Genomic DNA, 25841 nt, shown 5'->3' on the forward strand with positions numbered 1-25841 from the left:
AATCCCTTCAATGCCGGGCAGGCGTGGCGTTATTGCTAGTTTTGATACAGGACCAGGCAAGCGATACCAGGAACTTCAATCTGCCCGGTCATTTGTTGTAGACCTTGCTCGCTAATTTGATCCTCTGAGACGGCCAGATTCCAGATGCCCTCAGGCAATGAGAACGAGACTGCGGCATTGGTAGGATTATAAATGACCAGGATATGCTGCCAACTGTCTTGATTAGCGTGCGGTCCAAGCTGGAACATAACTGTATTCGCTGGACCATCCAGGAAGGACAGATGACTATCAATGGCAGCAGTTGTTGTCATGCGGAATGCTGGATGATTCTTGCGTAACTTGATCAGTCCTGCGTAGTATTCAAACACATCCTTATATTTGGCCTTACGGGACCAATCGAACTGGTTGACGGCATCACCTGCATTGTAGCTATTATCGTTGCCCTCTTTTGTGCGCAAAAACTCTTCACCACCTTGAAAAAATGGTACACCCTGGGAGGTCATCAGGATCGCCTGTACCAACTTATCCATTTTGATGCGCTCGGCTTCGCTGACTTGAGCATTGCTGGCGCTGATTTTATCCCACAGGGTCAGGTTGTCATGGCTAGAAGCATAATTGATTGTCTCGCTCGGGGCAGCTGTGAAATCATGGACACTTCCCGTTACAGCTTGTTTAATCTCATCAACTTGATCGCTAGCGCCGGTCGCAAAGCCCTGCATATCATGCGCGAAAACATTTCCAATCAAGGCATTGCGCATATGATCATTGAAGACTCCAAGGTTGCGATTGCACTGTTGTCCCTTGGTGAACAACTGCTGGCTAGATAGGGCTGAAGAGCCTCCAATCCAGGGTTCTCCATAGATCAAGAGCCCGGGATGGATCGCATGCAGATCTTTTTCAATTTTTTGCATGGTATCCACACCCAGCAGAGCCATCAGATCAAAGCGGAATCCATCGACATGATATTCTTTGACCCAATAAACAAGCGAGTCGCGAATAAACTTTTGCACCATTGGGCGTTCGCTGGCGACTTCATTACCACAGCCCGATCCATTAGTGTAGTGTCCCAGTGCATCAGTGCGATAATAGTATTGGGGCACGATCTTATCGAAGTCGGAATCGCCAGTCGAGAAGGTATGGTTATAAACCACATCCATAACCACGCCGATCTGATTGTGATGCACACTTTGAATCATCTGCTTGAACTCACTGATTCTGGCTGGACCATGAGGCGTGGTGGCGTAGGCTCCCTCAGGCACATTGTAGTTGCGAGGATCATAGCCCCAATTATACTGATCGGGTTTTTGCTCATCAACACTGGCAAACTCGTAGGCAGGCAGTACCTGGATATGGGTAACGCCCAGCTCTTGTAAGCTCTCCATACCGGTCGATATTTGATCGGGGCTGCTGGTATTATGTTCGGTAAAGGCCAGGAACTTTCCTTTATGTTTCATGCCAGAGTTAAGGTTAATCGAGAAGTCCCGGACATGCACCTCATAAATGACGGCATCGACTGGATTGGCTAATTTCTGATAGCTATCCGACTCCCAATTGGTTGGCTGTGTTTTTGCCAGATCTACAATCATGGCCCGAGTCGCATTGACCGCCAGGGCGCGCGCATAGGGGTCCAGCGCGGTCTGCGTTTTTCCTTGCACTGTTACCAGGTAGAGATAGTACCAGTTTTCCAGGGATTGCTCTACACTGACTTGCCAGGTGCCGTTTTCTGCTTGATGCATGGCTACTTGCTGGCTGATACCACCTGTCTCACTCTCAAAAAGGAGCAACTGAACATCAGCGGCGGTCGGAGCCCAGAGGCGGAAGCCGGTGGACTGTGGTGTCAATATATAACCCAGATCATCTCCCGCATAGAAAAAGCGCTCTGCATCCAGAATCGAGCGAGGCACGATCGGTGTTTCCGCATAGCCACTCAATTGCAGCTCCAGAGTATGAGAGACATCTGGTATGCTATCCAGGGTGATGGCAATTAAATTCGTAGCGGTATCATTCACGGTTGGCAAGGCGACATTAGGATTATTAATGGTGTCGTATATCTCAGCATGCTGCGTGATATTGTCATAGGGCACATAAGAGAACGTAACCTCGGTATTATCTTTTGGAACCGTCAAGGTAATATTTTCATAAGGGATGACATCGCTCCAGCCATTGTTAAAGGCGATCTTATAATGATAGGTTCCGGCTGGCAATAAGGCTGTATATTGATAGAGATTAGGATTTATTTCCTGCAAGCGTGTATGATCGTCGTCAGTATTCCAATCGTTGGGGGCGCCCAATAAATGCTGTAGATCTCCTACTATCGTAGCATGAAAGGTATGAGCATTTTTAATCGCTGTGACGCCAATGCGTTGTCCTGTAGTGACATCGGTAACAGTCACATCCTGGATTGCATATGGAAGAGTAATCCCGACTGAAAGCGCGGCTAACACAGTTGTATCGCCATCTAAAAAGGCATTAGTTATTGATGCCAGGGTTTCATCTGAGGTCTTCAATGTGGTATCTCTTTTCCTGAGTTTAGACAAGTATCCTGTACAAGCTTGATTATACCTCTACTTTTACATCGCTCATAGTCACCGATTTCCAGCCGGTACGGATGTGTATCCGCCCCATAGTTATCTTCTGCTAAGAGAACGATCCGTATGGCCTTTTTTGCCTCTTCTATTAATGAGTATACTCATGCATAAAAATGCGAGATAACTAGAGTAAAAAAAGATCTCACCAGGTATTGACAAATCGCTGGTCGTGGTTTATTATATTTACGTTCAAAGAGCGCAATATTCCTCGATAGCTCAATGGTAGAGCAATCGGCTGTTAACCGATTGGTTATAGGTTCGAATCCTATTCGAGGAGCCAACAATAAGAGGACCACTACTTTCAGTGGTCCTCTTATTTTGTCTCTTGCCAGCCGGGCACGCTTAGCGCGCGCCCTCATCCTGGATACACCAGGCATTGATGATCTGTTCTACTTTCTGCTGGCCGCTCAAAAAATGTTCCACCGGAATGCTCTCATTTGGTTGATGGGCCTGTTCCAGCGCGCCTGGGCCGCAGATATAAGAGTTAATGCCGAGCTGCTGAAATTGGCCGGCATCTGTCCCATAGGGAGCCCATGTTCAACGGCTTTATCAAAGACGCGGCCGAGTAAGCTACTGAGAGGGGTATGCATTGGTGATTTCATCGGCGGGGTCGCATGCAGATTCTCAATGGTCACATCACAATCAGGTGAGAATGCACGCATCTTGCTGGCAACTTCACGCTCGATGCGCTCCTTTAGCGTACCGATAATTTCCTCTGAGGTCTCGCCAGGAGAGACACGCAAGCTCATCTTCATACGACAGGTATCGGCGATCATATTGCCAGCCAGGCCACCATTGATGATACCGTAGTTAAAGGCTGAGGGAGGGCATTCGGGGAAGAGCATGATATTTTCTTGCGTGATGCGTTGCTCTAGCTGGGCATCGATCTCCGAAATAATACGGATCACATCACCCATTTTTTCGATGGCATTCAAGCCCTTCTTAGGCACGCTACTATGGCCGCCTTTCCCACGTACCACCAGATCAAAGGTCGCATATCCTTTATGGGCTGGATAAATTTCAAAATCGGTTGGCTCTCCGATCAGCGCTACCTCTGGCATCGGAATGGTTTCCTTAAAAAACTGCGGCAGAATTTTTACCAGCCTGCCCGAGCCCTGACCCGCCACCTCTTCATCATAGGTAAAAATAAATAGCAAGGGACGTTTAAAGTCCTGTGATTGCTGCAGGACCTGTTTGGCAGCCACCAGGGCCTGGGCCATAAAGATCTTCATGTCGGCCGTGCCCCGCCCATAGATACGCTGGCCATCCGTCTGCATCACCAGTGGATCTGTTTTCCAGCCAGGCTGGCCATCGAATGGGACAACATCAATATGTCCCGAGATCATTAACCCGCCAGGCTCGCTGGGTCCGAACCACGCCAGGACTGAAGCCTTTTTGACTCCATCAATGTCATCTATAATAACTTTAACTGTAAAGCCAATCTCTTTTAAATAGTTTTCCAGGTAATGGACTGCTTCCAGGTTACTATGTGCGCTGACCGTGTCAAAACTAATCAACTGACGAGAAACTTCCCATAACTCGCTGCTTTGAATGTCGTTATTACTCACGTATGTCTTCCGTCCTTTTAACAATTTACGGACCACGTCCCTTGTAATAGTAACACATAGGTATATACCTGCGAACTGAAACGATCAGCCTGGGGACAGGCTATTCATCATCAATATGACACCTATTGTCATATTGGTGTGTTACATTTATGACAGAGTATCTTGCTCCCACTATCATGGGAAGTGTGTCGTTCTCGTACGGATGTGCGCTGCCGCGCCCGAACCTTTTTGCCTGGGTGGTGTAAACAGTGCGCCCGGCGCACTGTTTACACCACCCAGGCAAAAATCTATATGAGCTTTCGCACCTTTGGTGCTTAAGAAGTCATCTTAAGTGGTGCAAAATTGCGCCCGGCGCAATTTTGCACCACTTAAAAAAAAACGTGCGGGCGCGCCAGCGGCCGCCCGCACACGGGCGACACACTTCCCATGCTAATGGGAGGCGGATACATGCTGAGAGAAATAGATATAATATTATGCTTGCCCAGGGAGGAGAAGAGGGATGCGTGCAGATCGTTTGCTTTCTATTATGTTGCTCTTGCAGGTGCATCGGCGTATGACTGCGCGTGAACTGGCGCAACGCCTGGAGGTCTCTGAACGTACCATTCATCGCGATATGGAGGCTTTAAGTTGCGCGGGTATACCAGTGGTCGCCGAGCGTGGTACCGGCGGTGGCTGGAGCTTAATTGAAGAGTATCGTACCAATCTGACTGGTTTGAATGAGCATGAGATCCAGACCCTTTTTCTGGCTAGACCTTCGCATGTATTAAGTGACCTTGGTCTGCATAAGGCATCTGAGGCGGCCTTGCTTAAATTGCTGGCTGCCTTGCCCGCTGTTCGCCGACAGGACGCTGAATATGTAAGCCAGCGTATCCATATCGATACATCTGGCTGGCATAATCGCGAGGAGGCTATTCCTGCACTTCCTACCTTGCAGCAAGCTATCTGGCAGGAGCGCAAAATATGTTTCACTTATTTACGCGGAGAGACGCTGGTAGAGCGCGTGGTTGATCCTCTGGGCCTGGTAGCTAAAGGCAGTACCTGGTACCTGGTAGCTGCTGTTGAAGGGCAACTGCGCAGTTATCGCGTCTCACGTATCCAGAGCGCTCGTATGCTGGAAGATAGCTACGTGCGCCCGCTTGATTTTGACCTGGCCGCTTACTGGGCACAGTCCTCCAGAGATTTCACCTCTTCTTTACGCTGGTACCTGGCTACTATACAAGCGGCCCCGGACGCTGTAGCACGTATTTATGGATCGAGCAGGTTATTTCGCATTGAGCAGATCGATGTTAACGCGAGCACGGGCTGGATCACCTTCCAATTGGGCTTCGATACACCCTATGAGGCATGTGCCTATATCATGAGCTTTGGTGACCAGGTAGAAGTGTTAGAGCCAGCCGAATTACGGGCAGAGATTACCCAACTGGCTGCTTGTGTGCTGGAGCATTATAGTGGGAAAAATTCTGTCTGATAATCAAATAAAAGAAGTATACCATCTTCCAGCCGACCACCTCATACAATTGCCAGCATGCTAAAATTTGTCAATACAACTGTAACTTCTTATATCTAAAGAGGCCAGTATCGATACTCAAATGAAAACACTGCATATTCGTATCAGAAAAAAATGAAATCGTCGACATTACAGAAACAGTAAAGATATCCAGCGAGTTAAGAACGAACACTGTACACTGTATATACAATTGCCAGCATGCTAAAATTTGGTCAATACAACTGTAACTTCTTATATCTAAAGAGGCCAGTATCGATACTCAAATGAAAACACTGCATATTCGTACTCAGAAAAAGATGAAATCGTCGACATTACAGAAACAGTAGAAGAGTATATCCAGCGAGTTAAGAACGAAAGCGGGATCTGTACACTTTTTGTAGCTCATACTACCTGTGCCATTACGACTGCTGACCTCGATCCTGGTACAGACCTGGATTTTCTCGATGCCTTGAGAGCCATTCTGCCCGATCTCAATTATCGCCATCCACATGATCCTGAGCATGCACCAGATCACATTCTGTCTTCTCTAATTGGGCCCTCGCTGGTCATACCGTATGCTAATCGCCGCCTGCTCCTGGGCGTCTGGCAGCGCATCATCCTGGTCGAGTTGGATGGACCTCGCCAGAGGACCGTGCAAATCTCCTGTTTTTAATCACAGCTAAAGACAACAGTTATAGGGCCCTTGAGGCCCTTTTGTTGTTTCTAATAGCTTGTATGAATTGATAGTAAGGAAGCTAAATGAATGAACAGAGTGTGATGGCGTTGGTGGCAGAGGTGCTCGGTAGCGTGCCGCTGGTAGCCAAACATATGACCTTTGGACATAGTAGCATCACTTATGATGTTGCACTGCCTGAGCGCCATGTCATAGTACGCACCCATGCCAATCCTGCTGTCTTTGCCTATACCGAGCAGAATATCAATGCGCTGGCACAGCTAGGGTTGCCGGTGCCGGAGTTAATTGCCAGCGATTTAACTATGGCGCGTTATCCTTTCGCTTATATGATCTTTAAAAAGATCGCGGGACGAGATTTGCGCTATGAGCTTTCCTCTATGACCCATGCTCAGATGACGCAACTGGCGACCCAGATTGTAGCCTTTCAACGCAAAGTAATAGCCTTACCAGCCGGAAGCGGCTATGGTTATGTGGCACTGGGCGGCCATGGACCTTATCAATCATGGTATCAACTGATCGAGGATACGGTGACCAGACCGCTGAGCGTGGTGCGCCAGGGTCCGCTTGGAGAGAAGGTGCCAGATCCATGGCAGAAGATAGCCCGGTTTGAAACGTATCTACGCCACGTTCCCCCCACTTGTTTTTTAGATGACCTCACGATTAAAAATGTGTTGGTGCAGGATGGAGAGTTGCAAGGTATTGTAGATTTTGACTGCGTCTGTTATGGAGATCCTTTATTTACCATTAGTCTAACCCAGACCGGTATTGTCAGTGATGTCGGCGAGCACGGCCTTTTTTATATAGAAGAGCTTTGTCGCTTGTGGAATGTAACTGAGCAACAGCGCCAGATTATTAACTTCTATTCAGCCATCCATACCATCGATTTTTTGCAATTTGACTTTGAAGATACCGGTGAGTCCCACACTGGCTGGATGAACCGAATGCTGCAAGCGCTTCAGCGCTGGCTAGATGTATAGCAGCGACCTCAGAATATCCCCAACCATTACAGTTTATTTATTTGCCGCCTCGAGGCGGCAAATAAATAAACTGTAACCCCCATCACCAGAGACAATAGTTCCTATTTTTTGTGTTTTATTATAAGATAGTAGTAAAATTGTTTTATTGGATATGAAGATCTCCATAGCGTTTTATATACCAGGCAAGATAGTATTTTGTTTGCCAGCTACATGCTACCAGGGCTTTTTACTGTTCGTCCAGGGATCACGAGCAAGCGATACGATGTCCATTCTTTCAGGGGTGGAGTGTGTTTGTGCCACAAGCGCCAAAGAGGAAAATAAAAAAGCCCTGACATGCTACATCCAAATATTGATGATTTTGGAAAAGTATGATATTTTCAGAAGTTAAAGCGTATATAAAATGGCTAGCCTATAGCCATTTGCCTGACCAGTTATTTCTCCATCAAAAGTAGGAATCGAGTCATGAACCACCCGCTTAAAAGCGGGGGCTTGCAAACGGACGAAAGGATGTTTGCAAGCCGGACATGACCAGACTCAGGCTTGAAATACAGCCTACGTTAGGAGCGAAATGAGGTACGTTGGAATGCGAGGCCAGTTCCAACCTCTACGGCGGATAATTAAACAGAGGTAGATGGTTAACTCAGTGTTGTCCGCGTCAAACCGCTCTATAACATTGTCGAGGCCATATTCACCCTGGAAACAGGAGGCTCTCAAAGGAGCAAGCAATCATGTCAAAAATATTCCTGGTTGATCCCGAGAAGAAACCACTTGATCCGATTCACCCAGGGCATGCACGTTTCTTGTTGAAGCGGGGGAAAGCAGCCGTGTGGAAAAGATTCCCGTTTACGCTCATCCTCAAAGCCGAGAGTGTCGCGCATCCCTATGTGCAACCACTCAGAGTCAAACTTGATCCTGGCAGCCGTACGACGGGTATTGCCATCGTCAATGATGCCAGTGGTGAGGTGGTCTTTGCCGCGGAACTTGCCCACCGTGGACACAACATCAAGGCAGCCCTGGATGATCGCCGCGCCGTTCGCAGATCAAGGCGGCAACGAAAAACACGCTACAGAAAGCCCCGATGGTCCAATCGAAAGAACAAAAAGCAGGGCTGCATCTCACCATCGTTAGAAAGCCGAATAGCCAATGTGCTGACCTGGGTTCGTCGCCTCTCGCGGTATGCGCCTATCTCAGCGATTAGTATGGAGTTGGTGCGCTTTGATCTGCAACAGATGGAGAACCCTGAAGTGTCGGGTGTTGAGTACCAACAAGGCACCCTGGCAGGCTATGAGGTGCATGAATATCTTCTGGAGAAGTGGGACCGTCAATGTGCTTATTGCGGGGCGAAAGACCTTCCTTTGCAAATAGAACACATTCACCCCGCGCCAATGGTGGCACGAACAGAGTCAGCAACCTTTGTCTCGCGTGTGAGAAGTGCAACACAACCAAAGGGACGCAGGATATCGCGGTGTTTCTCAAGAAAAAGCCTGATGTGTTGAAACGCATCCAGGCCCAGGCAAAAAAGCCACTCAAGGATGCGGCGGCGGTCAACTCCACGCGCTGGGCACTCTACGAGCGACTCAAGGCAACAGGTTTGCCGATTGAGTGTGGATCGGGAGGGTTGACAAAGTTCAACCGAACAACGAGAGAACTGCCAAAGACGCACTGGTTAGATGCCGCCAACGTGGGGAAAAGGACACCTGAACGATTGCACGTCACAGGGATGGTTCCACTTCTCATCACGGCCACTGGTCATGGGAAGCGTCAAATGTGCGGTACAGACAAATATGGTTTCCCTTCTCGACATCGCCAAAGGCAAAAGCAGTACTTTGGGTACCAAACGGGAGATATGGTCAGAGCAGTGGTCACGTCAGGGAAGAAAGTGGGAGCATATGTTGGTCGGGTGTTGGTACGAGCTACTGGCTCATTCGATATCCGAACGAAGCAAGGCCGGGTACAGGGGATTAGCTATCGCTTTTGCACTCCGATTCATCGTTGCGATGGCTATAGCTATCAAAAAGGAACGGGCCATTCTTCCCCGGTCTAAAGACACGGGGCTTCCTGGCCCGGTCAATGTGATAGTAGTAAAGCGTGTGTCATAATACAAAAGAATAGCACTGATCTGTACACAAAGTACTCATCATTCTTCTGTATATATTGAGTCGGGCAAGTATAAGAAGCGTGGAATCTACTAGAGGAGATTGTGGCATGACACAGCATAGCAAGATCACCTATCATCAGCAAGTGACTTATTGTGGAAAGCCACGTTGCCGCAGGTGCCGGGAAGGGATCGGGCATGGTCCATATTGGTATGCTTACCAGACGGTAAATGGGCAGACCACGCGGACCTATATTGGCAAGAATTTGCCACAAGAGGTACAGCTATGTCTGGATACCCCATCAACTACTACAGGAGATAGTGCCATGGCCTTAAATTTCTCCCCGCTCTCCTCTCGTTCAAACCGAACAGAACTGGCCGCAGATGCAGAGAATGTGGTGCTACGGATCTCCACATTAGGGCAATTTCGCCTGGAAGAGAAGGTGCTACCGGGGCGCAGTAAGCATAAAGGACGTGACTGGCATGTGATTGATGATGCGGCCTGGCAGCAGCGTTCCGTGCGTGCACTATTATCCTACCTGCTTTGTTGCCCCGGTCGCCGGACCACGCGATCCAGGCCATCGTGGCCCTCTGGCCAAATGATGATATCAACACTGCCAGCAGCACCCTCAATAAGACCCTGAATATCCTGCGTAAAGTGCTGGGACATCCATCGGTGAAACCTGGTCAGACACAATCCAGCGATGCGGTGGAACGTTTTTTGACAGATGGCGATTGGTTTGGCTTAGCTGGCCAGGAGCGGATCTGGATCGATGTCGATGAATTTGAACGGCTGGTTGAGCAGGTTGATCAGGAAGGAAATAAGCTACCGGAGTACGAAAAAAATCTCCAGGATGCGATTGCACTATATAGTGGTGATTTCCTACCTGAAGAGCGGGTCGCGGAATGGGCGGTCAGGCGGCGCCAGATATTAAGACAAAAATGGGTCGAGTTGCTTTTAAAGCTGTCAAGCCTTTATGCAAGCAGTAATGATTATGTCAAGGCTATTAATATCTTGAATAATCTGTTGCTAAAGGACCCGACCAATGAACTGGCGATCCAACAGTTGCTGGTTGCTTTGATGAACTTAAAGCGTCGTGGCGAGGCGATCCAGGCCTACCAGCACTTTGAGAAGACGCTGCAGCGCGACTACAATGCTGTGCCATCGGCCGAAACGCGTGCGCTCCACGATGCGATACGTTCAGGTGAAGGATTAACTGGTAGCGCTTTCTCCTCAAAAGCCATGGCCACGCGAAATTCAGAAAAGGCCCCCGCCACCGTTAAGAAAACCGAGCGCCACTCATCCAATTCCGGTCAATCCAGTCATGCACGTCATATGCTCCCGGTATCGATTCCAAGTGAGCCAATCGGGCGTATCCATCAAGGAAGTTTAATCGGGCGCGATAACGAGCTACACGCTATGCGTAAGCTACTGCAGAATGCTCACCTGCAACTGGTCGGCTCACGCCGCATTGGTGGTATCCCGTTGGATACCCAGCGCCAACCTCAGTTTCTCTTGCTGAATGGTGACCTGGGTATTGGCAAGACGCGTCTGGCCGAGGAACTGGGGCGTGAGGCCCAGCGTGACGGCTGGAACGTTATCTGGAATCGTATTTATCAATTAGAGAGCGTAATTCCTTATCGTGTTTGGATCGAGGCCCTGCGCAATATATTGACTAAGAATCCCAGTATTACCTCTTTACTCAGTCTGGAAACGCTGCGCGCCCTCTCTACGCTGAGCGGATTACTTGATGTACTACCCGCAGATATTACGAGCAATCTGCCAGCCCATATGCTGGTTCCTGAGCAGGCCAAATACGCATTGTATAATGCTGTCAGCGAGCTGCTCAAGCAAACGAGTGAGATTGGACCGGTTCTAATTGTCCTGGATGATATTCAATGGGCTGATGTCAGCAGCTATGAATTGCTGGGGCACCTGGCGCGCCAGCTCACAGGTTATCCAATCGCCTTTTTTGCTACCTGCCGGGAATCTGAGGTCCCTCGTGAAGCCACCCATCCCCTGCGCAAGATGATCCTGGAAATGCAGCGCGAACATACCATCCTGCCATTGGATATCAAGCCGCTCTCCCCCGAACAGATCAAACTACTGGTTACCAGCCTCTCACCTCTTCCCGAGGAAGCCGTAACCCATATTCAAACCTACGCAGCGGGCAATCCCTTTTTCGCTGAACAATTAGCCTGTTCAGATGCCGCTGACCTGCCAGTCACGATTAGTGGGGCCCTGGGCGATCGTATGAAGTTGCTCAAGCCCGAGTGCCGTGAATTATTGCGCCATGCTGCTGTGCTGGGTGGTGCCTTTGAGTTGCCGACTATTTGTATGCTAGAGACCGGCTCTGATACAGATGAAGACGATATGATTCTCCCTTTACTGGAAGAGGCCTTAAAATTCGGGGTGATTACCGATGAGGGAAGTGGTACCCGCATCTCCTATCATTTCTGGCATCCCTTATTGGTGTCCTATCTCTATGGTGACCTGTCTTCTATGCGCCGCGCCCGGCTGCATCAACGGGTAGCCGATATTATTCTCCAGATGAACAAGGGACGCGAAGAGAATGTGGCGGCGACCGTAACCATGCACCTGGAAAAAGCGGGTGCCGACGCGGCCAGGATCGCCTATTACGCTGAGTTAGCCGGCAACGATGCCTATATCGTATCGGCTTACGCTGATGCCGCAACCCATTACCAGACCGCGGTACACTACTTGAAGAAGGTCCAATCCACCGATGTATTGCCCCAATTGATTTCATTGCTTGAGCGGCTGGCGGAATGTACCATGAATGGGGGTGGCGATTATGAAAAAGCATGTAATATTTTCCACGAGGTACTCGAACTACGTAGTCGCCATATGACATCCCAGGATGCCCAATCTGAAGTATTGCTACAGGCTTTGCTCTGGGATCAGATTAGCTGGACCTGGCGTTATCGGGGAGATCTACAGCAGGCCTGGAATTGTTGGAGTCAGGGTGAGAAATTATTGAACGGCGTTAATATTGTCGGCGGCCCGGTCTGGGCGCGGCTATATTATACTCGGAGTAATCTCTATCAATTGGAGGGTTTATATGAGCAGGCATTGCATAGTGCTCAGGAAGCCCTCTCCCTGTTAGAGAGCGGCCAGAAGCAAAGTCCTGCCGCTGGTCCTTCAGATCGCAAGATGTGCAAGACGTTGATCCAACGTATTATCGAGGGTTATCCAGACCTGCTGGGTCGGCTGCAGCGGCATATGGGTTCTATCGCGGTTGCCATGGGACAGTTAAGTCAGGCCCTGGCTTATCAGAATAAGGCGCTGGCCTTTTTTGAGCAGAATGAGGAGCTGCGACAGATCGCCCATGTATCCTCAAATATTGGGTTCATTCATCTTAAAATGGCGCACTATTCGCAGGCCCAGGCTGCATTACGGCGAGCGCAACTGCGGGCTAAAGATATTGGGGATCGACCGCTGCTATCGCTGGTGTCAAGCAATCTGGGCGAATTAGATGCGGCATTGGGGAATCTGGAAGAGGCCGAAAAAGAATATGCATTTGCCCTGCAGTCGAGTAGTGTGCTGGGTGATCGGGAATATACCAGCAAATGGAACGCCAGCCTGGCTGGTATCTTACAGGCGCGTGGAGAATGGGCTGAGGCCGCCAGGTGTATTCGTAGTGCCTTCTCTATCGCCCGTTCGATGCAGAATGCCCCGTCGATAGGGCAGGCATTGGTGGCCCTGGCTAATTTCCGGCTTGCGCAAGCGCTGACTTTACAAACAGATGAACAAAAATGTGTACGCTTGCTAGGTCATGCACAGAAAAATATTGAACGCGCATTAGCGCTGGAAGTCGATGCTGAGACGCGCTTGAAAGGACAGCTGGTGTCAGCCCAGATTCTATTGAAGCGTGGTAAACAGGATGAGGCCAGGAGAGCGTTTGAGCATATCATGGAAGAGGCGCGACGCACTGAGCATCTGCAAATTATGGAGAAAGCCGGTCAACTGCTTGCGCAAGCGTAGGGGCAAGCGAAGACGACATACGATACTATCTGTTACTGGAATACTCACAAATAAATAGCTTCAACGTGTTACAGTAACAGCTTTAATAAAAAATATCGATGCTTAGCGATGTATTAGCTTGCTCAATTATAATTATCTTTGATAAGCCCGGGCCACAATAGCGGTAATATTATCAATACCCCCTGGGCATTAGCGTATTCGACCAGGCGATAAACACTCTCCTGCGGGCCAAACTGCTCTACGATACTGGTAAGTTCATGGTCATTGATCATGCCACAGAGTCCATCACTGCAGAGTACCAGGGCATCGCCCTCTTCAACATGCTCAACGAAGATATCTACCTCAACTTCTGGAAAGGGTCCAAGGGAACGGGTAATAATATTGCGCATAGAATGCATCTCCGCCTCTTCGGGAGTCATTTGTCCCAGGCGAACCTGCTCGGCGACCCATGAATGATCCAGGGATATCTGACGAACCTGGCCTCGGCGAACCAGATAGGCGCGACTATCACCTACATTCGCTATATACGCTGTTTCTCCACGTAGAACTGCCACCACACAGGTAGTCCCCATTCCACTATGTTGTGCATTTTCAGTGGCGCGTTGATAAATAGTAGCATTTGCATACTGGATGGCGCGGGTCAAACTAGCGGCCACATCGATATCGGCATCCTGATAATAGAGAGTGCAGACAGTATCAACAGCAATCTCGCTGGCCACTTCTCCCGCGGCATGACCACCCATGCCATCGGCCACAATAAATAAGGCACCCTTCTGTTCTAGAAGCTGCTGATCTTTAGGGATAATATAAGCAACGCTATCTTCATTATGCTGGCGTTTGCGCCCAACATCTGTGCGTTGCGCTACATTCAATCCCAATGGTCGTGTTTTATATCCACGTTTCTGTGCCGCCGACACTGCTGGCGCGGTAGATGATTTAAAAAAAAGTTGTCGAACACGCGAGGCCACGCCCTGGCGCTGTTCCTTTTGTTGCGATGTGGATAGGTCATGAATGGTATGTGAAGGAAATATCTCCATTATGCTTCTCCATTTCCAATCATTAAGGATATATATGCTAGATTCTGCTATTATGTCTACCTTAGAGCGCTTGCGATCATTCTGCTCGCTTAATGAGAAGAATATCACAACTACCACAATTCACAAACTTTGAGGCGGATGTCCTATCAAAAGATAAGTGATATGTCCTATAGCCTGTAGCTGATCTGTATCTACAGCGGATATATACGTAAAAAAAGATTACCGAGAAAACAGCCTCTTTGTCAAGTAAATTCGCTTCTTATAGTACTATGCTCACTTCTCAGAAGAGATCTACATAAAGCTTCTTTTTACAAGTATACTCTTTAATCCAAGTTGAGTTTTTTCGATCTACCATAGAACTATAAAAGGTTCTTAACTGTTCCCTTTGCGTATGCCCGGGATATCCTCTGTCATGTATAGTGAACATGTATATAAAGTAGTTATATTGTATTTTACAGTATAAAGTGGCAAATTTGTACAAATTTGCCATCATAAAGTACTAATCGGTGAAGGAGGGTAGGGGCGGGGTACATGTTTTCTGGCTACGTAATTAAATGGTGTAGTCCAAAAAACACGTACTTTTTAGCTGCTTATCGAAGCATGGACCATATTATCATTAAATGCTATATTTGCCTCTTTTTTCTTAAACCAATGATGATAGCAATGATGCCCACAATTACCAGTAGTGCTTCGATAATCAGGGGGCCAGACAATAATGTGAGCATCAGAGGCAAGCTGAGTTGGACCTGTGGGTGCGCTGGTTTATAAGCAAAGTAGATAAAAAGTACACCTATGATAAACAGGAATGCACTTCCGACAAGGGCAAAGATGCCCCAGCTTAAAAAGGTTGTACCTTGCGAGGCCATACGCTGTGAGAGCATTCTTTGCGAATACTGTGCCCTGCGCTTTTTTTTGCTCATCGCTCTTTCTCCTGTTGTCGCACCCTATAAAACCATCTTGTACTTTGCCTGCTTTCTACAGCCGGATTGTTTTACCGGTGTCAGTGCAGCAGAACAGATTATAATAAGTCTATCAACAGCTCAGATGATTAAAGAATTATATATATTATGTCACTATTCAGGTACCGTGTATCTTCGATAGCTTCGAGATCGCAGGGAGATCACGAGCAAGGGATAAGATGTTCATGCTTTCTGGTGTGTTTGTGTCTGGTAGGCGGCCGTAGCCGCCCACCAGACACAAACACACTCTCAACCCGGCGCCTCAGGCGCCAAAGAGGAATATGAAAAAGCCCTGCTGCTGGGATAGTTAAAGGGGAGCGTTTTTAAGATGCAAGGTATCAAGGATGGGAGATAATGGCATAAAATTATTGCCGTCGACAGGGTTTTTATGTTATGGATGAGATAAGACGTCCAAAAAATCGGCAATGCCATAACTGAAAATAGTTAGCGCGGCGTCCAAATTTGCAATGGCTTTCTAGTCCCGCACTGCTAGCAGGCACAGGCAATTTGTAGAAGAATCCGCCTCATTCTATAGCCGCATTTAGGTATACTTTTGGCAGGGTGTGTGATTGAGAACTTGAGAAGTATATCGAAATTACCTGAACAGCTCGCTTGATGAGCGTGGCTGTTTTCTCGTAAGCTACTACACGGTAAACCGCTTCCTACCGCCTTATGTTTTTTGAGCTCTCGCTTCCCAGTCTGGCCGCGCTCTAGCTGGATTGGAAAAGTCCATGCACCCCCAGATTTCGTTTTAATATGTTTGCGAGGTGCCCTGGTGAAAAAATTAAAGGTGCTGGCCGGAATCGCTTTTGTGCTAAATACCTTTCTGTTTGGTTCCTACTATTCGGTGGCCAAGGAGATGCTGGGACGGATTGATCCTATTGTCTTCACTTTTTTCACGATGATGACCCTGGTACCTCCGGCAATTTGTATATTGATTTTCTCGCGACACCATATTACGCGTAACGCTGTCAAAAGCGGTTTCTTGCTAGGCACCTGTCTATGTCTTGGATTGTTTTCTCTGGCGGTGGCGCTCAAATATAATAGTGCTACCGGCACCGCTTTCTTTCCCTCACTGAATGGCTTGCTGGCCGCTATCTTTACCTGGTTATTCCTGCGCCAGCCGATCACGAAAGCGACCTGGTTTGCGGGCGTTGTCTCGGTCAGTGGGGCTGCGCTCTTGATGGTAAATGCTTCTATGGGTGGTGCGCGTGGTGCCTTGATCGCGTTTATCGGTGGATTACTCTGCACCTTCTACGTATTCCTGGCCGACCATGAGCAGAAGGATCAAGCGGCCTACTGGCCCCTCTTCGGCATTGAGCTATTGACCATGGCACTGTGGGCCAATCTGCTGGCCCTTCTGTTTGGAGACTGGGATATCGTACATTTTGCGCTCCCCTGGGATATGGGGGTTGTATTTTATATCGGCCTGGGTACCATCTTCCTGCCAACCCTGTTTACAGTTTTATTGCAGAAATATATCTCGCCGGTAACGGTCTCTTTTATTTATATCCTGGAGCCGATTTTCGGTGCCCTGGTAGCCTATCTCTATTTGCATGAAGTACTGCCATTGGATGGCTATCTGGGCGGACTGCTGGTGGTTACTGGCGTGCTTATTCATACCTGGGGAAGTGTTGAGCGACCACGTGCCCAGGCACAAACATGGACAAGACAGCAACTGCAGCAGTCCTGGTTTCAATCCTTTATCTACCCACTCATCTGTTGCAGTCTAGGTGCCTGTATCGCCTTCAAAGTCGGCGGCTTCCCGCCGGGAGTCTGGCTTGACCTTTATCGAAACTGGTCACAGTTGCCGGCGCTGTTACAGGGTGCACAGCACATGGAAACGCTTTTGTTGCTGGCCCAATCAGTTTCCTGGCTGGTAGCCTGGTTGGCACTGATTGTGCTGGGCATACTGGTCTTTTATCGAGTGGGTAGTAAATTGTTTACCACCATGAACCCGGTTGTTGAACGAGACGTACGCACGCTAAGGCAGATGGGTTATACACAGCAGACGCAGGAGTTCGTAGCTGTACCACTGGCTAATGAAGAGCTGCCGCAACGCCCACTTCACCGTCCGGTGCGGCTGGCACGCATTGAGCCAGCCGATGATCAGATATATGAAGCTCCAACCCATGTCCCCGGACGACGTACTATCGTAGCGCGACAACAGACATATCAAGATGTACAGCGCTGGCCCTGGGGGGCGAGCATGGAGCCATGGAAGCGAGGGAACGATGAAGAAAAATGACTCTGGCGATTTCAGTGTGCTCTATGTAGAGCCAACTGATGAAAAGACAACGCTGTTTCCCGTGATTGCCGGGCAGAAGAAACCAGTGGTATTGATGCTGGCCGAACAGGCACAAGCCTTTCAGCGTCCAGATGACTTTACGACCTTAAAACATATCAAGCGCCAGTATAGTCTTACCATCGTTTTTGTGATTGCACACAGTGCCCAGATGGCTCAACTGGCCTCTAGAAATGGTTTTCCAGTCTATCAATCGATGGAAGACCTGGTTCAAGCGGTCAGTGCTGGTCAATTATCGCGCCAACGCTCCCTGGCCCGGCCCACTATTCCATTGGAGACAAAAGCAGGAGTAGAAATAACCAGCAGGAACACAGCGCCATTAAGAGCAAAAGAGCAACCCATAGGTCCGGGACTGGCGCCCGATTTTTCTTCTATGCCTGAAAACCAAAGACCCATAGGCTCAAGTACAGCGCCCGATTTTTACACCAAAACCGAGCATCAACAATCCATAGGCTCAAGTCCGGCGCCCGGTTTTCACGCTATGCACGAGACAGCCATGAAGGTACAGATGCAACAGGCACAGAAGCAGTCAGTGTCACAGCCGCTGCCTCATATTAAACCTAAGCAGCGGCGCTCTCGACGCTTGCCCACAGTGCTGGCCGTGATTACTATGGCCCTGATACTGGCAATTATTGGCTCATTTCTGTTTTTCTCGCAATCGTTCCAGTCGCTGGCTTCGCAGCCAGCGGCCCTGGTCGACATCGGACGCCTGACCTTTGTGAGTAGCGGCCAGGTCAATGAGAGTAGCAGCCAGGGTATTGCTGATCAAGTAATATTGGATGCCCACAACCTGCCCGATCCGGCACCGGGGAAAAAATATTATGCCTGGTTATTAGGGGATAAAAATCAAAGCGATCCTACTTCGGTTGGCCTGGGAGCACTGACTATTAATAATGGGAATACACACCTGTTTTATGCCGGAGACGCCCAGCACTCGAATCTTTTATTAATTACTAGCCGCGTCCTGATTACTGAGGAAGATGCCACAATGCCGCCACTTTCTCCTTCGGTAGATATGCATAGCTGGCGTTATTATGGAGAATTTTCTAGTACGCCGATTAAAGCTGCGGACAATATAAATAATTATAGCTACCTGGACCACCTGCGCCATTTGCTGGCTTCTGATCCGACCCTGGAGGAGCTTGAGTTGCCCGGTGGACTGAATAACTGGTTATATAACAATACTGGTAAACTTGTGGAATGGACCACCAGCATGCGTGAAACCTGGCAGGACACCAAAGATAGCGGGTTTATCCGTCGTCAGACGCTACGGGTGCTGGCTTATTTAGATGGGACCACCTTCCTTAATAAGGATCTTCCACCTAAATCACCATTGCTGGTCGACGAGCGGCTGGCACGTATCGGCCTGATAAATGTGGCTGGCCCCAATCAGCAGCCGCCGAGCTATCTGGACCATATTAATCATCATTTGAGTGGCCTGTTGCAGGCTGATAGCTCTTCAGCAACGCTGCGTAAGCAGATAAACGATCTTACCACAGCGATAAGCAATATCAATTTCTGGTTGGGGCAGGTGCGGCAAAACGCACAACAGATTGTTAAGCTGAACGATAAACAGCTGCTACAGCCAATGACGCTCACGTTGATTAATAACATGATTGATAACACCAATCATGCCTTTGCCGGTCAACTCGACCCATCGACCAATCAGATGCGCGAAGGAGTAATCTGGTTACACGACCATATGCAGGCACTGGCGACCATCAATCTGACCGCCGTTAAGCCAGACGCCAGCGGATTGGTACCACAGATAGTACCAGGCAACATGCATCCCAGAGCATTTGTACTGAATGGGGCGAAAAGATGATGGAATGCCAGAAATCATATAGAATCACAACTTTAGAATATTCATTGATTGCATAATGATAGAGAGGAATAGGCGCATGAACAAACGTTTGTTGGTTATTACGCTAATCATTATGCTCGTTATTAGCGGTCTGGTAGTGGGACTCTTTTCAGGCCCGATCCAGCAGGCCCTGACAGCGCCAATGACCAATGCGAATGCGATGGGAAAAAATGCCAACCCGAACAATGGTCCACAGCAGGCCAGGGCGACGAAAGTCCCGCAGCCCGGAAAGACACAGCCCGCGCTCGCTCCTACGCAGGTTAATATTCTGGCCCAGGATACATTTCAGCGTACGAATCAATCGTTCTGGGGGCAGGCCTCGGATGGGCGTAAGTGGCAGGGCGACGCCAATACCTTACAGGCTTTCTCGATTACCGGCTCTACCGGGCAGATTGCCAATGGCCGGGGTAGCGTGAATGCCGTACTGGGGCCAGCGAATAACAATGTCAATGTAGTTGCCAGTGGAGCAGTCAATCAATTCGGCAATGGGGTCAATATGGGTGTTGTGTTGCGTTGGACCGATGCACAAAACTGGTATAAAGCCTTGATCGATGGGGAGCATTTGAGCATTTTAAAAAGGGTCAATGGAACATCTTCCCAGGTACGGACGGTCCCTTTTCAAGCGCAAAATGGCCGAGTCTATAATATTCGTTTCCAGGCTATCGGGGCTATGCTCTTTACGAAAGTATGGCGCAGCGATTTGCCCGAGCCTGCGCACTGGATGATTACAATCTCAGACCCTGATTTGACGAATGGGCAAGCCGGTTTACGTATGGTACTGCAGCCAACAACAGTGATAAGCATTACCTCGTTTCTGGCGACACCTGCCACCATGGGAAATGACCTATAGAGGAATGGCATGACGTAATGGATCTAAAGCAGAAAGTCTGGATGGGATATGATGAGCGAGAATCTGAAAGAGGCATATACACATAATCGCTGGGTTAAGATTGGAACGTTTGCTGGCCTGTGTGTCAGTGGCCTTCTGCTGGCATTGTGTTCAGGAGGCTTTCCACCATGGGCATGGCGCTTCCTGTTCCAGGTTTTACCACAGCTTCCTATACTCTGGCAGGCACGCGGGGCGGTCGTCTTGCTGCCATTGATTGGACTCTGCTTGCTTTCGCTAGCGCTGCTCATCTTGTGGTTGGTGCTTGTGCTATCAGGAATAAAGGTGTTCAGGCACATATGGAATGATTTCAATACCCGCCAATCTTTCGAAGATGATCTACGAGAGGCTGAATTGCTGGCCGAGCAAGCAGTGCAACAAGAAGATTTTATGGAAGATGAGCTACCTCCAACTCCGCCAGTACGGTCCAGGGCTACCGCGGTGCTAAATCGGGCACCGATAGCGCCACCACAGGCGCCCTCTCGGCCAGCCCGGCAGGTGGAGCGGCCGCAAACGCGCGCTATGCCAGTGCCGATCGCCCGCCAATCGGCCTATACTGCTGTACCGCAGGCCGTAGGAGACGTGCGCTTCCCTGGCCTGACCTATCCAACTCCGGTGTTGCGTCAGACTGGTCGTGAGCCGTCTGTACCTGTCAATAATCGGCGTACAACCGATCTACAGCGGCCAGCGCAACGTGCCATGCCAGATTTAGATCGCCCAGTTGCTCAACCAGCGCATACTGTGCGCCAGCAACTACGGATCGTACCGCCAGCGACACTGGAAGAGATGCCTGATACCGAGGAAGATGTCGATATCGATCAGGCCTTTACCGAGCTATTAGAGCGGCAAAAAAGGGAGCGCCAGGCACTACAGTTTGAACGGCAAACGGATGAAGACGATCTGGAAGTGGATCTCTGGGAGACGCGGCCAGGCGACTTCGATGAAGATATTGATATTGAGCTGTATGATACTGCTCAGGGCCTGGATGATACTTTGCCCGCCCCAACATCTCATAAGGCGCAACAGCATACGGAGCTTGCTGCGGGCGATAGTTTTGATTTTGATCAACAAGTGTATCCATCCCCTCATGAGCCTGCTCATGAGACCGGGACAGATGCTGTCAGTACTGAAGCTGCCGCTCCCCGCTTTATAGTTGGCATTGGCCTGGACCCTGGCCTGACGCGTAAGGATGCGCCGAACGAGGATAGTATCTTTGCTATTCAAGGTATGCGCGTCACGGATGAGGGATCAAAGCCGGCTGGCCTCTTTATGGTAGCGGATGGTATGGGTGGGCACGCTAATGGACGTGAGGCCAGCCGGACCACTATCCATACTATCAGTGATGTTATTGTGCCCGCCTTGTTGCGCGATGTCAGTGGTAGTGATGCCAGGGCAGAAAAAACATTGTTCCAGGATATGCTCAAGGATGGCGTGCACCGGGCCAATATCGCCTTATATCGACGGAACCGGGAGATGCCACGTATGATGGGCACCACCCTGACCGCCGCATTAGTCGTTGATAGGACGGCGTATATCGCTAACGTTGGGGATAGTCGTACCTACCTCTATCGGCCTGGGGAAGGTTTGTCCCAGATTACCCATGATCATTCGGTCGTTGCCCGCCTGGTTGATGATGGTGTAATCACGCGAGAAGAGATTTATACCCATCCTCAGCGCAATCAGATCTATCGCTGTCTGGGAGAGCATGCCTCGGTTGAGATAGACTCGTTTGCGGTTCCCTTGCAGGTTAATGACGTACTATTACTCTGTTCCGATGGTCTCTGGGAAATGGTACGCGATCAGGCGTTGGAGCGCATTATCGCCTCTTCCGCACACAATCCTTCCCAATTGAGCGCGCTTCTGATTCAGGCTGCCCTCAATCATGGCGGAGCCGACAATGTTAGTGTCGTAGTGGTGGGTTTAGCCAGCGGAGAAGATGCCAGCAACTGGATGCTCTGATCCAGGACAACCAGTTTATCCATTGATAAGCACAATCTGACGGACATATCAATAGTAACTCTGCAGAGTTACTATTGATATGTTCTTTTTTTTGCTAATTTCTTGACAAGAATATTTTTACGTGACATTATGCAACAAAGAGTTAAGAATGATGCTAAATGTATGTTAAGCCGCCCGGTAGTTTGAAAGAGAGTTCAACAGTTAAAGAAGGATACGATGGTATTGTTGACTACGGAACGTTTAAAATTGCGCGAGTTCGAGCTGACAGATTGGCAGGATGTCTATGCCTATGAAGCTGATCCTGAAGTGAAGAAGTGGTTGGCTTATTCTGCATCATCTCCAGGTGAATGCCAGAGTAATTTGGATTTTTTGGTTGAGCATCAGCATGAACAAAATCGTCTTATCTTCCAGCTGGCGATTGTACTGGAGAGCGAGCAGCGCTTGATAGGGACTTGTAGTTTACAGATAACCAATCGGGCGGTTGGCGAAGCCGAGCTGGGATATGCATTACATAGCGCTTATTGGGGTCGGGGCTATATGTCTGAGGCGGTCCTTGCACTGCTCGACTATGGTTTCAAAACATTAAAATTTCGACGCATCTTTGGTGCCTGTGTACCAGACAACCTGTCCTCGATTGGTGTCATGCAAAAAGTTGGTATGCAAAAAGAAGGTTGGCTGCGTGAAAACAGAATCATCCAGGGGCGGCTATCTGACTCGCTCATTTTTTCAATTTTAGCAAGGGAGTGGCAAGCAATATAATATTAACTAGAATTATAGGATTCTTATAAAGTAATCAGGCTCATATGGCATATTGAGTAATACATGATATAATTAAATTACGGTGTTAATAAAATAAATTAAATTATGCTTAATATGTAATCTTTTTGCGTTTTATGTGTTTGAAGGGAGTATTCATGTCTCAGTCCAATCCGGCTTCTGGATTAGATGATCTTGCGCAGCGTTTCCGACTCTTTGCCAGCAGAGAGAGCGAGGTTAATTTTTCGCCCCTTTATACCGTGTTGGCGCGCAATATAGCAGCAGATCCAGACATGCTTATGTTAGCCAGGTTTGCCCGGCCCGATCAGCCGGTTGCTAATTTATTTCTGGCGGCCGTTCACTATTTATTACTCAGTGGTATTCAGCATCCACTGGCAGCTTTTTATCCCAGTTTAACGACCCTGCCCGAAATATCGATAGGTGTCTATCCGGTCTTTCGCAACTTTTGTCGAGAGCATACAGAGCAAATAATTGATATTATTAGTAGTCGGGGCGTGCAGACCAATGAGGTCTGTCGTTGTGCCTGTCTGTTGCCGATGTTTGAAATTGCTGCGCAACTGGGACGCAAACGGCCGCTAGCCATCATTGAGATTGGTACCAGTGCGGGCCTCAATCTTTTGTGGGATCAGTATAGCTATCGTTATAGTGATGTGTTTTCCTCCGGTACGCGTACCTCCGCTTTGCAGCTCGATTGCGACCTGCAAGGCTCCAGAATCCCCCCATTCCCGGCAGAGCTGCCGAATGTTACATTGAGAGTAGGTTTAGATCTGCATCCTATCAATATCAGTGATCCGGACGCAGTTCTCTGGTTGCGTGCGCTCATCTGGCCTGAACATAGCGAGCGGGTCGTACGACTGCAGCGGGCCCTTGAAATAGCCAGGCAACAACGGCCCCTGATTATGGCCGGTGATGCCCTGAAATTACTACCAGTCATCATGACCAACGTACCAGCCGACACCACGCTCTGTGTTTTTCATTCATTCACGCTTAATCAGTTTTCAGACGAGGGGCGGAAGCAACTCTCCAATATCCTGGTCAATGCCAGCAAGAGTCGAGAAATCTTCCGTATTTCCTATGAATCTCAGTCTGAAAGTGAAGACCCTGTGCTTGAGCTTTATCTCTATTTACAAAGTTTAGAGACCAAACAGGTGCTGGCGCGCGCCTCAGCCCATGGTAGCTGGTTGGAGTGGTTGGCCTAGCGAGCAATAGCGAAGAAAGCGCTGCCAGACATCGTCTGCTTTTTGGACCTCCATACGAGAACTGGATTCTATCGCAGTAAAACAACATCAAGACATTCTCGACCATGGTGATTTTTTGGCCTGATTGTATTGCAAGGTTGTGATATTGTTGATATTGAAAGATCATATTAGTTCTATGTGGAGGTTTACCGATGCCAGAGTCTGAGCAGGACCGTATACCCGGTCGCTATGGCTTTGATGAAATTGCTGCAAATCAGCTAGAAGCCTGGCCTAATTCTTATCCCGAACGTGACTATGTCACGCATTTTGAGATCCCCGAGTTCACTTGTTTGTGTCCTCGCTCGGGTTTCCCGGATTTCGCTACTATTATTATTGATTATGTACCCGACAAACATGTGGTTGAATTGAAGAGCTTGAAGTTGTATATTAATACGTATCGCAATCGCCAGATTAGCCATGAAGCATCGAGCAATGCTATATTGGATGACCTGGTGGAACTATTGGCACCTCGCTGGATGCGTGTAGTAGGAGACTTTACTGTACGCGGCAATATTAAAACGGTTATTACTACTGAATACGCCAACCCCGATTACCAGGGTCCACGTCCAGAGCTCAAACGTTTCTTACCTGCTATCGGCTAATTCTATTCTGCACAATTTACCTGGCTCTGAAAGGGAGTATATCATGCCTAAAAGCAACCGAGCAGTATTGATTGTTAGCGGTGGAATGGACAGCTGCGTGTTGGCACATTATTATGCCGCAGCCGGATTTCACCTGCACCTGCTTTCATTCAATTATGGACAAAAACATGTTAAAGAATTAAACTACGCGGAGCGCTATATAGCTGATCTGCGTGCGCGCTACAATCAGCTGGAGATCGCGCACGATACCGTTGATCTGCCGATCGCGCGACTCCTGAGCAACTCAGACTCAGCCCTGATCAATCCAGAGCGTAAAATGCCACACGGCCACTACACTGACGATAGCATGAAGGCGACGGTTGTTCCCTATCGTAATCCAAATATGCTCCTACAGGCTGCCACGGTGGCCTGGAACGAGCATGCGAGCGTTGTTGCCTATGCTGCCCACCAGGGAGACTATGCGCAATATCCCGACTGCCGCAAAATTTTTGTGGATGCGTTTAACAACCTGCTGGCCATTTCAATGGAGGGCAGAAGATAGAGGTTGAGTCCCCATTTATGCGTTTCTCGAAGGCGCAGATCGCCCGCCTGGGCGCGAATCTGAATGTGCCATTTGAACTGACCTGGAGTTGTTACGAAGGTGGCAACGAAGGACTGGGGGACCAGCATTGCGGCGTTTGCGGCACCTGTGTGGAGAGATACGAAGCCTTCAAGGTTGCGGGTGTGCCGGATCCCACTGTCTATGCCAACGATCCAGAGCAATATCTGCATATCCCTGGCCAGGCCAACGCATAACACGAGTA

At 49.0% G+C, this 25841-nt stretch carries 18 protein-coding genes, 1 tRNA gene and 2 pseudogenes; 16 read left to right on the forward strand and 5 right to left on the reverse strand.

Annotated features, from left to right (window positions below):
* Positions 1-35: 35 nt before the first annotated feature.
* Positions 36-2507 (reverse strand): type I pullulanase, encoded by a 2472-nt coding sequence (pulA, locus tag EL645_RS34205; RefSeq protein ID WP_218032185.1) that lies wholly within the window; start codon positions 2505-2507, stop codon positions 36-38.
* Between the two features lie 286 nt (positions 2508-2793).
* Here pulA and EL645_RS34210 point away from each other — a divergent pair.
* Positions 2794-2868, forward strand: a tRNA-Asn gene (locus EL645_RS34210).
* Between the two features lie 62 nt (positions 2869-2930).
* Here EL645_RS34210 and EL645_RS46020 read toward each other — a convergent pair.
* Together EL645_RS46020 and EL645_RS34220 are read right to left on the reverse strand one after the other, a co-directional pair.
* Positions 2931-3077, reverse strand: coding sequence for a hypothetical protein (locus tag EL645_RS46020; protein ID WP_126557768.1), 147 nt, complete (start codon positions 3075-3077; stop codon positions 2931-2933).
* Positions 3078-3139: 62 nt separating this feature from the next.
* Positions 3140-3934 (reverse strand): annotated as a pseudogene (locus EL645_RS34220) (M20 family metallopeptidase); the annotation flags it as partial.
* A 721-nt stretch (positions 3935-4655) separates the two neighbouring features.
* Here EL645_RS34220 and EL645_RS34225 point away from each other — a divergent pair.
* The 6 genes and pseudogenes from EL645_RS34225 to EL645_RS34250 all read left to right on the forward strand — a co-directional run bounded on the left by EL645_RS34225 (position 4656) and on the right by EL645_RS34250 (position 13411).
* Complete coding sequence (locus tag EL645_RS34225; RefSeq protein WP_126556926.1) at positions 4656-5624, forward strand: helix-turn-helix transcriptional regulator; 969 nt, start codon at positions 4656-4658, stop codon at positions 5622-5624.
* A gap of 373 nt (positions 5625-5997) precedes the next feature.
* A complete protein-coding gene (locus tag EL645_RS34230; protein ID WP_246035746.1) occupies positions 5998-6315 on the forward strand; it encodes a secondary thiamine-phosphate synthase enzyme YjbQ in 318 nt (105 codons plus the stop codon).
* Positions 6316-6401: 86 nt separating this feature from the next.
* Entirely contained in the window at positions 6402-7313 is a 912-nt protein-coding gene (locus tag EL645_RS34235; RefSeq protein WP_126556928.1) for a phosphotransferase family protein, read from the forward strand.
* Positions 7314-8041: 728 nt separating this feature from the next.
* Positions 8042-9357 (forward strand): annotated as a pseudogene (gene iscB, locus EL645_RS34240) (RNA-guided endonuclease IscB).
* Positions 9358-9518: 161 nt separating this feature from the next.
* Positions 9519-10052 carry a DUF6788 family protein gene (locus EL645_RS40120; protein WP_126556929.1) on the forward strand — a complete coding sequence of 178 codons (534 nt, stop codon included), beginning with the start codon at positions 9519-9521 and terminating at the stop codon, positions 10050-10052.
* Positions 9992-13411, forward strand: coding sequence for an ATP-binding protein (locus tag EL645_RS34250; RefSeq protein WP_136625345.1), 3420 nt, complete (start codon positions 9992-9994; stop codon positions 13409-13411). Before EL645_RS40120 ends, EL645_RS34250 begins: the two co-directional genes overlap by 61 nt.
* A gap of 122 nt (positions 13412-13533) precedes the next feature.
* Here EL645_RS34250 and EL645_RS34255 read toward each other — a convergent pair whose 3' ends face one another.
* Positions 13534-14448, reverse strand: a complete 915-nt coding sequence (locus tag EL645_RS34255) for a Stp1/IreP family PP2C-type Ser/Thr phosphatase (RefSeq protein ID WP_218032186.1) — start codon at positions 14446-14448, stop codon at positions 13534-13536.
* A gap of 623 nt (positions 14449-15071) precedes the next feature.
* Positions 15072-15368, reverse strand: a complete 297-nt coding sequence (locus EL645_RS34260; RefSeq protein WP_126556931.1) for a hypothetical protein — start codon at positions 15366-15368, stop codon at positions 15072-15074.
* Between the two features lie 814 nt (positions 15369-16182).
* Between EL645_RS34260 and EL645_RS34265 the strand changes: the two genes are divergently transcribed.
* From EL645_RS34265 to EL645_RS44770, 9 genes are all read left to right on the forward strand, one after another.
* Positions 16183-17655 carry a DMT family transporter gene (locus tag EL645_RS34265; protein WP_126556932.1) on the forward strand — a complete coding sequence of 491 codons (1473 nt, stop codon included), beginning with the start codon at positions 16183-16185 and terminating at the stop codon, positions 17653-17655.
* Positions 17642-19537: an anti-sigma factor gene (locus EL645_RS34270; protein ID WP_126556933.1), complete on the forward strand. Its 1896-nt coding sequence runs from the start codon at positions 17642-17644 to the stop codon at positions 19535-19537. The genes EL645_RS34265 and EL645_RS34270 overlap by 14 nt, the downstream gene beginning before the upstream one ends.
* 76 nt (positions 19538-19613) lie before the next feature.
* Positions 19614-20426 carry a hypothetical protein gene (locus tag EL645_RS34275; protein WP_126556934.1) on the forward strand — a complete coding sequence of 271 codons (813 nt, stop codon included), beginning with the start codon at positions 19614-19616 and terminating at the stop codon, positions 20424-20426.
* A gap of 48 nt (positions 20427-20474) precedes the next feature.
* A complete protein-coding gene (locus EL645_RS34280) occupies positions 20475-22421 on the forward strand; it encodes a protein phosphatase 2C domain-containing protein (protein ID WP_126556935.1) in 1947 nt (648 codons plus the stop codon).
* Positions 22422-22637: 216 nt separating this feature from the next.
* A complete protein-coding gene (locus EL645_RS34285; RefSeq protein ID WP_126556936.1) occupies positions 22638-23180 on the forward strand; it encodes a GNAT family N-acetyltransferase in 543 nt (180 codons plus the stop codon).
* A 155-nt stretch (positions 23181-23335) separates the two neighbouring features.
* Positions 23336-24397 (forward strand): DUF2332 domain-containing protein, encoded by a 1062-nt coding sequence (locus EL645_RS34290; RefSeq protein WP_161977923.1) that lies wholly within the window; start codon positions 23336-23338, stop codon positions 24395-24397.
* A 191-nt stretch (positions 24398-24588) separates the two neighbouring features.
* Complete coding sequence (gene queF / locus EL645_RS34295) at positions 24589-25038, forward strand: preQ(1) synthase (RefSeq protein ID WP_126556938.1); 450 nt, start codon at positions 24589-24591, stop codon at positions 25036-25038.
* Positions 25039-25081: 43 nt separating this feature from the next.
* The gene (locus tag EL645_RS44765) at positions 25082-25579 is read left to right on the forward strand and encodes a 7-cyano-7-deazaguanine synthase (protein ID WP_218032187.1); all 498 of its coding nucleotides are present in this window, start codon (positions 25082-25084) and stop codon (positions 25577-25579) included.
* 17 nt (positions 25580-25596) lie between these two features.
* Complete coding sequence (locus tag EL645_RS44770; protein ID WP_218032188.1) at positions 25597-25833, forward strand: 7-cyano-7-deazaguanine synthase; 237 nt, start codon at positions 25597-25599, stop codon at positions 25831-25833.
* Positions 25834-25841 lie beyond the last annotated feature (8 nt).

It is taken from the genome of Dictyobacter kobayashii (genome assembly GCF_003967555.1).
Lineage (GTDB): Bacteria > Chloroflexota > Ktedonobacteria > Ktedonobacterales > Ktedonobacteraceae > Dictyobacter > Dictyobacter kobayashii.